This is a genomic window from Pseudomonas sp. S4_EA_1b (assembly GCF_016307435.1).
GTDB classification, from domain to species: domain Bacteria; phylum Pseudomonadota; class Gammaproteobacteria; order Pseudomonadales; family Pseudomonadaceae; genus Aquipseudomonas; species Aquipseudomonas rhodesiae.
On record NZ_JAEILC010000122.1, the window covers coordinates 37,756 to 47,556 of the forward strand.

Annotated in this window: 9 protein-coding genes and 1 pseudogene; 2 read left to right on the forward strand and 8 right to left on the reverse strand. The window is 58.0% G+C overall.

What is annotated here, in order from left to right; genetic code table 11:
• Nucleotides 1–31 precede the first annotated feature (31 nt).
• The 3 genes from YA0848_RS30615 to YA0848_RS30625 form a co-directional block, all read right to left on the reverse strand.
• Entirely contained in the window at nt 32–2,893 is a 2,862-nt protein-coding gene (locus YA0848_RS30615) for an adenosylcobalamin-dependent ribonucleoside-diphosphate reductase (RefSeq protein ID WP_065327353.1), read from the reverse strand.
• 501 nt (nt 2,894–3,394) lie between these two features.
• The gene (locus YA0848_RS30620) at nt 3,395–3,739 is read right to left on the reverse strand and encodes a hypothetical protein (RefSeq protein ID WP_198731482.1); all 345 of its coding nucleotides are present in this window, start codon (nt 3,737–3,739) and stop codon (nt 3,395–3,397) included.
• Nucleotides 3,740–4,117: 378 nt separating this feature from the next.
• Entirely contained in the window at nt 4,118–4,408 is a 291-nt protein-coding gene (locus YA0848_RS30625) for a helix-turn-helix domain-containing protein (protein WP_036998697.1), read from the reverse strand.
• Between the two features lie 85 nt (nt 4,409–4,493).
• Between YA0848_RS30625 and YA0848_RS30630 the strand changes: the two genes are divergently transcribed.
• A complete protein-coding gene (locus YA0848_RS30630; RefSeq protein WP_003298903.1) occupies nt 4,494–4,943 on the forward strand; it encodes a hypothetical protein in 450 nt (149 codons plus the stop codon).
• Nucleotides 4,944–4,979: 36 nt separating this feature from the next.
• A complete protein-coding gene (locus YA0848_RS30635; RefSeq protein WP_082041293.1) occupies nt 4,980–5,783 on the forward strand; it encodes an inositol monophosphatase family protein in 804 nt (267 codons plus the stop codon).
• Here YA0848_RS30635 and YA0848_RS30640 read toward each other — a convergent pair.
• From YA0848_RS30640 to YA0848_RS30660, 5 genes and pseudogenes are all read right to left on the reverse strand, one after another.
• Nucleotides 5,780–6,694, reverse strand: coding sequence for a LysR family transcriptional regulator (locus tag YA0848_RS30640; protein WP_003298906.1), 915 nt, complete (start codon nt 6,692–6,694; stop codon nt 5,780–5,782). The genes YA0848_RS30635 and YA0848_RS30640 overlap by 4 nt on opposite strands.
• A gap of 20 nt (nt 6,695–6,714) precedes the next feature.
• Nucleotides 6,715–7,575: pseudogene (gene ptxD / locus YA0848_RS30645) on the reverse strand (phosphonate dehydrogenase PtxD); the annotation flags it as partial.
• Nucleotides 7,576–7,583: 8 nt separating this feature from the next.
• On the reverse strand, nt 7,584–8,411 hold the full coding sequence (phnE, locus tag YA0848_RS30650) for a phosphonate ABC transporter, permease protein PhnE (RefSeq protein WP_075116656.1): 828 nt from the start codon (nt 8,409–8,411) through the stop codon (nt 7,584–7,586).
• An 8-nt stretch (nt 8,412–8,419) separates the two neighbouring features.
• Nucleotides 8,420–9,283, reverse strand: coding sequence for a phosphate/phosphite/phosphonate ABC transporter substrate-binding protein (gene phnD, locus YA0848_RS30655; protein ID WP_034055437.1), 864 nt, complete (start codon nt 9,281–9,283; stop codon nt 8,420–8,422).
• On the reverse strand, nt 9,280–9,801 hold a 522-nt coding region (locus tag YA0848_RS30660; RefSeq protein ID WP_198731483.1), incomplete at its 5' end, for an ATP-binding cassette domain-containing protein. The genes phnD and YA0848_RS30660, both read right to left, overlap by 4 nt.

Sequence of the window (9,801 nt, forward strand, 5' to 3'; positions counted from 1 at the left end):
AAAGGCCCCCGAAGGGGCCCCACTCCATCACTTAGCCACAGCTACCTTGATGCCCACACGCAGTGCAGAAGTCGCAGCCGTCCTTGCGGACGACGGTGTATTTCGAGCACTCCGGGCAGGCCTTGTAACCCGACACAGCTTTGGCGCCACCGGTCTTCACAGTGCGGCCTTCCTGGTGGAAGTAACCAAGCTGCTGGATCGGGTGGCCATTGCTATCCAAAACTCCCAGCATCGCAAGGCGATGCAGAATGAGTTTGGCCAGGTAGGCAACAGTGGAGGGTTGGTTTTCGGACTTTTCACTGCCCGGAACCTTTGCGAAGAAATCGCCGCGAACCTCACAGAAGCTAGCGAGTTGACGCAGCTTCGCGCCAACCCATGCCGGGTCGACCACACGCAGGTCAAAAGACAAGCTCTTGCAAAGACCATCCAGCGTCCGTGGATAGTTGCCAGACAACCACACCGAGTACGGCCGGCGCGAGCCATCAGGCATCTGCAGCTCCTTCAGCGACATGCACAGATCGTCACCAGTTGCCGGATTCACAACGTCCACACTCCAGGACATCGTGCCGCCAGTACCAGTTTTCGGCTCTTTTGCGGACATCAGCGCATCAAAGATCGGGGATGGACCCTCTTCTTCGAAAACACCCAGTTGCTCGCAGCGTGCATGCACCACGTACGCCATGGCAGCAACGCTGCTGGGCATACGCTTGATTTCCCCATCGAACGGACACGGCATGTCGAAAGCATCTTCGCCGGCGACACGCTGCAGGGACTCCAGTTTAGCTTTAAGCCAACGGGTGTCCGCGCTGCGCATATCCATGCTCAGACTCTTTGCGATAGCCCCCAAACCACGAGGGGCTTCAGATCCGTTGATCCACACCTCAAGCATCTGCGGTTTCTCACCGCTTTCGCCATCGACGTGGCCCACCATGGCAGCAAAGTCCTGACCATCAGGACGGCTGACCATATAGGTCCAGGACGGATTGCCAGCCGCCAACTGCGGCCGCTTGTTCCAGCGGAGGCTGGCGAGCGCAGGTTCAGGCAGCTTGTCCAACTTGACTCGACGATCCGGATCGGTTTCATCGAAATCAGACTTTTCTTCCTTCGGCTTCTCAGCCGTAGGGGCTACCAGTACAGCACCGCGGACGTCACTCGGACGGTAGGTTGCCAGGCCTTTCAGCTTGGCTTTCCACGCATCCATGTACAGCGACTTGAACTCGTCGAAGGGGTAATCCTCCGGCACGTTCACAGTCTTGCTGATGCTGGTATCGATGAAAGGCTGCACCGCTTCAAGCATGGCCATGTGGCTACCCGCCGAGATCGACAGAGCCGTCACAAAGTACTCCGGAAGATTCTCTTCCGAACCACCTCGTGCGAGCCAGACACGGTAGGCGTGATCCATCACCTTGTACTGCTTGGTGGAACCATCGCTTTCACGCTTGTTACGCGGATACCACCAGCTGAACGGAGGCTCAATGCCGTTGGATGCATTGTCTGCGAACGCCAGGCTGATGGTGCCAGTCGGAGCGATCGACAGCAGGTGCGAATTGCGGATACCGCTTTCACGGATGCGATTCTTGAGGTTCTCAGGGAGACGCTGAATGAACGGCGACTGCAGATACCCCTCAGCTTCGAAAATCTCGAAAGCACCTTTTTCTTGCGCCAGCTCGACAGAAGCCTCGTAAGCAACATCTCGCATGAACTCAGCAATCTCTGCTGCGAGCATGCGCGCCTCTTGAGTGTCGTACTTCGAACACAGCATCAGCAGCGCGTCACCGAGGCCAGTGAAACCGAGCCCAATGCGGCGCTTAGCCATTGCTTCTTTACGTTGTTGCTCGAGGGGCCAGAAGGTCAGATCGAGCACGTTGTCCAGCATGCGCACTGCAACGGTGACCAGGTTACGCAGTTGCTCCCAGTCGATAACAGCATCGTCAGAGAAAGCGTGCTTCACCAAGGCAGCCAGGTTAATAGAGCCCAGGCAGCAGCAGCCATACGAAGGCAGCGGCTGTTCCGCGCAAGGGTTGGTCGCCCGGAGCACTTCCCCGAGACCCGCGAGATTGTTTTCCTCGTTCATACGGTCGATGAACAGGATCCCAGGCTCGGCAAAGTCGTAGGTCAGAAGCATCACTTCTTCGTACAGAACTTTGGCGTCCACAACCTCATAGACCCACACACCATCTTCGAAGAAAGCACCTTTCTGCTTTTGAATCTCCGACGGTTCGGCCGCATGAACCAGCTTGAACTGGCCACCCGCCTCCACCGCTTCCATGAAAGCGTTCGTCACACCCACGGACACGTTGAAGTTGGTCAGAACCCCAGCCTCACGCTTTGCACGACAGAACTCACGAATGTCCGGATGGTCCACTCGCAAAACCCCCATCTGTGCACCTCGACGACCACCTGCAGACACTACGGTCGCACAGGATTTATCGAAGACATGCATGAAGCTGACAGGGCCGCTTGCGTCCGATTTAGTGCCTTTCACAAGGGAACCTTTCGGGCGAATCGCAGAGAAGTCGTAACCGACACCACCCCCGCGACGCATCGTCTCACCGGCCTCAGAAAGCGCCGGATAGATGCCTGGCACACCGTTTTCGTCCACACCGAGGAAGCTGTCGCCAACGGGTTGAACGAAGCAGTTCATCAATGTGCTACGGATACCAGTACCAGCTGCGGACATGATCCGACCAGCCGGGATGAAGCCACCACGCAGAGCGTAGAGGAAAGCCTCTTCCCAGTGAGCAGGATCTTTTTCAATGGATGCCAGCGCCTTTGCGACGCGAGCAAAAATCTCCTCCTGGGTAGTTTCGCCGTCTTTGGCGTACTTCTCGAGAAGGACATCAGTAGAGATCGATTGCGGAATGCTGAGATCGATCGTGGTTTCATGTTTCATGGGTATTCTCCAGTGTTGAGCCCGAACCAGGACCACACCGAAGAACCCGAGGCGGGGTCTTTGGAGTGGCCCCGGTCCGGGGGTTGGAGACCCCCTGCCCCGAACGGGGAGGTAAGTCCCCAGTTGGGTAGTTGAGTGCTGCAAGACGGAGCAGCTGCCGTTTCCCTGACCCGAACATTCGGGGCAGAAGAATCCGCTTTGGTAATGGCTCACCATTACCGAAGTGTCTTCGAGGAGAAGGGACGCCAACGACTGCACAGTAATGCGGCCGCCGATCAAAATATGGTCAATTCGCCCCCAGGACAGGGGCAGAAGAACAGATGTGCTGATTCACAGCTTGGGACGTAGCTTAGGGCAGCACCAGCAACCGGTCTACCCACTGATACCGCCTGCCGCCGAGCGGCATCACTCAACATGCGCTCATCCAGTGGCCAGCATTGTTACCTGTTTGCCTCTCTCCTCCCCCTTGGCACAAGCCAAAGAGGAGGAGCGAGACTGTCTTCAAGCAGCCAGGCGGTAAACACCCGGACTGACACGCTCAAAGTATTTTTCAGCTTGGCAGACCTGTCGCACCTTGGCCTCCCAGTTGCTGTTATCCCGAGTACGCGCAAAAGGCTCAATTTCCTTATAGATCTCACTTAGGTGCAATGTCTTCCCACCTAAAAGTATCTTGCGAACTGCTGCTCGCCAGGTAATGCCTTTCATTGCCGCGGCTCGTTGTTCAACTGCTGCAAGAAAGAACAACTCATGTTTATCCTTCTTAAAAACAAGCAACTTCTCGTGGCTAATTCTTACCAAATTACCACGATACTGCCGCGAGTCCGAAACGCAGTTGTACTGTTCCACCCAGTGCGCATCACTGTAAACGTGCGCTGAGCCCCCTCTTTTGATCTCTACTCCTCTAAAAATGCGGGTTTAAGGCTGGTGTTTTGGTGGATCAGTTTCTTTCGTTAAGAGCTGGCAGGGGAAAATGTAAACCGTGCGCCTCTAATTGGGCCCATCGTTTACATTTTGGATTTGGGGGGCGACCCCCAGTGTTTCAGATACTCATCGCCATTAGGTCATGATGCATAGGCAAGGTAAAAGCCTCAATGCTTTTTGCGCCTGAGGCTCACCTGGGCCTAGGTTTGAGGTCTTACAGGGACGGTCTCAGGCTGGGGTTTTCAGTTTTCTACCTGTGTCGATCTGACTGCGGCGGTTTTAGATCCTGCCTTGGGTTTTAATTCAACGTGCACCAAGGTTGCTTTGATGGACATCTAACTCAGCTTGGATCTGCGAAAGTAACGCCTGCGCATCAAGCGAGGGGTCCTTTCTCAGGTAGGCGAGAAGAAGGAGTGTTGCGGGATGAAGGGTCAAAATTCCTGCGATTTGCTCCACCTTATCTAGTGATGCTTTCCACTTCCCTCGCTCAAGCGCACTGATATAGCTCTGGCTTGGGCCAAGGCCCTCCTGTGGCAGCCCGCGCGATTGCCGAATGTCTTTCATTACCAATCCAAGTGCTTTGTTCAGTTCCACTTTGCACTCTCGCAAAGGGAACGATGAAGCCTTCTTGGTGATAATTCGGCTATGCTATATATAGCTTAATTTCGAGTATCCACAGATGTTTACTACCTATAGGCATGCTGAAATCCCGTTCGAGCCTCTATTTGGGGACCACTATCAAATGTGGCAATACGTGGAGCACAGGCAGCATCGTCCATGGTTCTACGTGACGGTTCGCGAAGCCAGCGATGGTGTGTCCTGGGACACGATGCTCTTGATCCCGAACGAGGATGCTTTTGAGTCACTTCTTGGGGAGCAGTCTCCAGATCTGCAGATTGCGTCGGTCGCATTGGTTGTACCTGCGCGCTTGAACGGGACGGACAGCTGGAGCATGGAGCCGCTAACCGAGCTGGTGAAAGTTCACGATCAAGCAAAGCAGGTGTTTGGCTATGAGTTCAAAACCGGCACGGGGAGGTGTTACGTGGAGAGTCGCCACGAAGGGGCGGTAGGGGGAACTAAGGCGAGAATATATTGTTCGGCAGCGCCTAGCGCGGTCGCTGAATCTTGAAGCAGCCCATGCTTAGGCATGACACAGGGTCCCGTCATGATTCTGACTGATCTCTTGAACTGCACGATTCGGATTGTTCTCGGCGCCGGAGAGTTGTTAGCAGCGGAATGTGAGCTTGCATCGGGTCCACGTGGATATGGGGACAAGGCGGAGGTCGACGTAGAGATTGAAGCCCTGCTGAGAGAAGAGCTTCTGGCTGCTCTGGACTGCGATTTTTGGGGGGAGGAAACGGGCTCAACATTGACTGGTGCTGAGTATTGTTGGGTAGTTGATCCTAACGACGGCACCCGGGATTTCCTTCGGGGCTTCAGAGGGACAGCGCTCTCTGTCGGCCTATTGAGGGGGGCAGAGCCTGTCCTCGGCGTGGTTCATGCGCCGGTCACGAACGGGAGAGGACCAGACTGTATCGCTTGGTGCGAGGGGCTGGCCGGCATCAGTAGAAATGGACAGATTTTGAAAAGCTCGATTAGTACACTCCAGCTAGGAGCGGACAGCAACGTGCTGGTAAGTACGGGAGCTTTGGCGAGGCCAGAGGTCAACGCAGCGCTTTGCGCTCCTTCTGTGTGCTTACCGATGCCTAGTATTGCCTACCGACTGGCTACGGTCGCCGTTGGAGATGGTGTTGCGGCAGTCTCAGTTGTTCCTGTATCTGCTCATGATGTGGTGGCTGGACACGCAATTCTGCGGGGAGCTGGCGGCGTCCTGATCAATCAATCTGGCGAACCTATTACCTATGACTCTGTTGCGAAGCTCTCAAAGGTTTCGAGTCGATGTTTCGGTGGAGCGCCGCAGGCATGCACTGTCCTAGTAGATAGAGATTGGAGTCAGGTTTTCGCTTAGACGGTGAGATTAGGCATCGCGGGCGCGTAGCTGATAACAGCTTCTAGCGAGTTGTAGCTATCGGCCAATAAGTGCCGCACAAATCCCGGCGGGTGCAGATTTCCGGGCGGTTTGCGCCAGATCAGTTGGAGACGCTTTTCAAGCCCCGGGATGGGAAGAGCTACCAGCGCGCCACTGCGAACTTCGTCTTGTACTGCGGAAGCCATCACCAACGACACGCCGAGTCCCGCCCTGACTGCTTGTTTGACTGCCTCGGTGCTGCCTAGCTGCATACCGCTGCGAGGCACGCCCAGCTCGCCAAAGTATTCGGTCAGAAGCCGTCCGGTACCGCTACCCGGTTCACCTCCCAGCATCGGCAGGTCCACCAGACGATCGCGTTCTATGCACCCTGCTTCAGCCAGCGGATGGTCGGGGCTGACGATAAGTACCAGCGGCTCGACCCGCCAGAGGCGGTGTTCGAAGTCGGGGTGAGGTAGCCACCATTCCATGATCGCGGCGTCGAGCTGGCCCGCCAGTAGCTGGTCGGCCACATCCGGGTTGGCGGCGATGCGCAGATCCACCTCGCCCCTCTCATTTGCGGTCGTCAGATAGCTGCGCACGAATGGCTGGAGAAGGTAGGTGCCGATGTTGGAGCTGGCCCCGACGCGCTCACTATTTCCATGCAGGGCTTCTAGCGCCCGGGCGTGCATGTCGAGCAAGGCGGTCGCATGCGGCATGAAGGCCAGCGCACGTGTGGTAGGCTGGCAGCCTCTACGACTGCGCTGCACCAGCGTTACGCCGACCTGCTCTTCAAGCTTCTGCAAGTGCTGCGACACCGTCGGCTGGGCCAGCCCCAACGCCCTCGCCGCGCTCTGAAAACTGCCTGTTTGAACGATCGCTACCAGGCTCTTCAGCCAGACCGGATTCAACATGCGGCAGGCTCGGCCTNNAGCGTATTCGGATGCGCGAGCAGCGCAGGATCGATCAGCCGCGGCCGGTCCGCGCGAGCCCAGTCTTCCATTTCGAATACATCCGCCGCATACCCGCCGAGCTGGCCTCGCTCAAGCGCCGCGAGCACGGCGGCTTCATCCACTACCGAACCACGACAGGGGTTTACAAGCAGAGCGCCCGGCCGTACGAGGGCAAGCAGCTCGGCGTTGACCAGATGCTCAGTATCGGCATTCAAGGGAAGCGCCAGCAGGATGAAGTCCGAGCTGGCGAAGAGTTCGCTGCACGCCACCTGGCGCAGGCCGAGCCGTTGCTCGGTTTGTGTATCCAGAGCCTTCGCCTCGTGGTACTGCAGGGTCGCGCCCCATCCCTGCAAGCGCTCAGCCATGGCCTGTCCGATGGCGCCCATGCCAAGGATGCCGACCGTCGCGTTATCCAGCCCCGTGCCGTAGAACTGTGGTTGCCAGCCCTGGAACTCGCCAGAGCGGACGAACGCATCTGCTGCGCGCAGATGCCGCCCCAGCCCCACCGCCAGTCCGATCGCCAGCTCGGCAGTCGGGACCGTCAACAGATCAGGCACGAAGGTCAACCAGACCCCGCGGGCAGTACAGGCGTCCACATCGAAATTGTCGAAGCCCTTGAGCGCGCAGCCGACCACACGCAGCTCGGGGCAGGCTTGGAGAAATTCTGCATCGACCCGATCGGGCATGAACGCCATCATCGCCTGAGCATCGCGGCAGCGGCGCAGAATTTCCTCGCGCGTCAGCGTGCTGTCGCTCTGGTTGGTCATCAGCTCGCAATGTGGCGCCAGCAGTTGCAGGATCTCATCGTGTACTCGGTGAGTTATAACGAGTTTCGGCAGCATGGTTTGTCCTATTTGAAACGTTTGCGCAGCACGCCACTGAAGGCGTCTACTAGCGTGACCATGGCCAGGATGACCAGCAGGATTGCTGCAACCTCCTGGTACTGCATGATGCGCAGCGAGCCCATGAGTTCGAAGCCGATACCGCCGGCGCCAACCATGCCCATCACGGTGGAGGCGCGAAAGTTGTATTCCCAGCGGTAGATCGCCACGTCGGCGAACTGCGGCGTCACCTGTGGCAAAACCGCGTGCAGCAGCACTTGCATCGGCGTAGCCCCCGCCGCCCGAGCGGCTTCCACCGGCGCTTCGTCGACGTGCTCGATGGCCTCGGCGAAGAACTTGCCGACCATGCCGATCGAATGCAGACCCAGGGCAAGCACGCCCGGCAAGGCGCCGAACCCTACGGCTGCAACGAAGATGATGCCCATGATCAGCTCCGGCACCGACCGCAGGGCATTGAGCAGCACCCGGGCAACACCGAACACAAGGGGGTGCGGCGCCGTATTGCGCGCTGCAACGAAGGCCACCACCAGCGAGAACACCACTGCGATGGCCGTGCCGGCGATGCTCATCGCCAGCGTGTCGATCAACGGGCGAATCCAGCTTCGATAGCCCGAAAAGTCTGGCGGCATGGCCTCGCCTGCCAGGGTCGCGATGGAGGGCAGCCCGTTCAGCAGCGTGGTGGCATCGAGCAGCCCCACGTACCAGCAGGCCAACAGCACCACTCCGAATACAATCGCCACCTGCCCCAGCTGGCGCCACCAACCGAGGCCGAAGCCTCGAAGGATGTGCTCGCGTTGCTCTGCAGGCAGCGCCTGCACGTCATGATGAGTAGACATATCGGTGCTCACATCGTGGCGAAGTCGAGGCCGAGCAGCGATCCCATGTTGCGAATCACATCGTAGTCGGCGTCGGTGATTGGCGCGAAGGCCTCGGCCTTGAAGTTGCGCAGCACTTCGGGATCGTCGATACCGACGAATACATCCCGCACCTTGGTTTTCAGCTCGGGGCTCAGGTTCGAGCGCATCGCCCAGGGGTACTGGGGGTATTCGCCGCTGTAACCAAGTACTTTCACCTTGCTCGGATCGATTAGGCCACGTTCGACTGCGTGATTGAAAATTACCTCCGACAGCCCACCCGCATCGGCGTTTCCGTTCGCCACGTTGACGGCAACGGCGTCATGCGTGCCCACAAAATGTTGTTCGTAGTCCTGCCCACCCGTCAAACCGGCCGTCTCAAGAAGCACGGCTTTGGGAATCAGATGGCTGGACGTCGATGCCCGGTCACCATAGGCCATCTTCTTGCCCTTAAGGTCGGCATACTCATTCACGCCTGACGCCACATTGGCGATAATCACCGAGCGATAGGTCGGCTTGCCGTCGATGACCATGGCAGCGAAGGGCTCGATGTCGCTTTTGCTTTTGGCCATGACGTAGGACAGCGGACCGAAATACGCCAGGTCGATACGGCCAAAGCGCATCGCCTCAATCATCGAGGAATAGTCGGTGGTTACGATCAGCTGCACCTTCTTGTCCAGATGCTCTTCCAGATAATCCTTCAGCGGCTGGTTTCGCTTGATCAACTCCGAGGCGTTTTCGTCCGGCAGCAGCGCAACCTTTAGCACATCCGGATCGGCATCGGCCGCTACGGCGGACAAACTTGAAACAGCGGACAGCAAGCAAGTCAATAAGAGCGCGGATAAGCGTTTCATCGGGACATCTCCAGTGAAGGTGCGAGCATGACAGGTGGTTCAGCCGGAGCATTCGCTGGCTGAGTCGTAGAGCGGCCTGCATAGATGCGCTCAAGCTGCGCATCGGTGAGTTCCGAGGGCGCGGCATCGAAAACGATCTGAGAATCGGCCAGCCCGACGACGCGATCGGCGAAGCGGCGGGCATATTCGAGTTGATGCAGCGAAACGATGGCGGTGATGCCGTCTTCCTTGCAGATGTCGCGCAGCAGTCCGAGAACACGGACCGAAGTGGCCGGGTCGAGACTGGCTACCGGCTCATCGGCAAGAATGATCGCGGGCTGTTGCGCTAGCGCACGCGCGATGCCTACCCGCTGCTGCTGGCCACCGGACAGTTTGTCCACCCGGCTTAGCGCCTTGTCTGCCAGACCGACCCGAGCGAGGCAACTGAGCGCAATCTCCTGATCGGCACGCGGCAGAGGAAACAGCGAGCGGAGCGTGTTGTGAAAGGCCAGCCGACCGGTAAGCACATTAGCCAGTGC

What these genes read in the sequence shown, in the direction of transcription:
- phnD (WP_034055437.1), bottom strand. Translation starts at nt 9,283, where the DNA reads ATGAAACGCTTATCCGCGCTCTTATTGACTTGCTTGCTGTCCGCTGTT.
- YA0848_RS30615 (WP_065327353.1), bottom strand. Translation starts at nt 2,893, where the DNA reads ATGAAACATGAAACCACGATCGATCTCAGCATTCCGCAATCGATCTCT.
- YA0848_RS30640 (WP_003298906.1), bottom strand. Translation starts at nt 6,694, where the DNA reads ATGTTGAATCCGGTCTGGCTGAAGAGCCTGGTAGCGATCGTTCAAACA.
- YA0848_RS30630 (WP_003298903.1), top strand. Translation starts at nt 4,494, where the DNA reads ATGTTTACTACCTATAGGCATGCTGAAATCCCGTTCGAGCCTCTATTT.
- YA0848_RS30635 (WP_082041293.1), top strand. Translation starts at nt 4,980, where the DNA reads ATGATTCTGACTGATCTCTTGAACTGCACGATTCGGATTGTTCTCGGC.
- phnE (WP_075116656.1), bottom strand. Translation starts at nt 8,411, where the DNA reads ATGTCTACTCATCATGACGTGCAGGCGCTGCCTGCAGAGCAACGCGAG.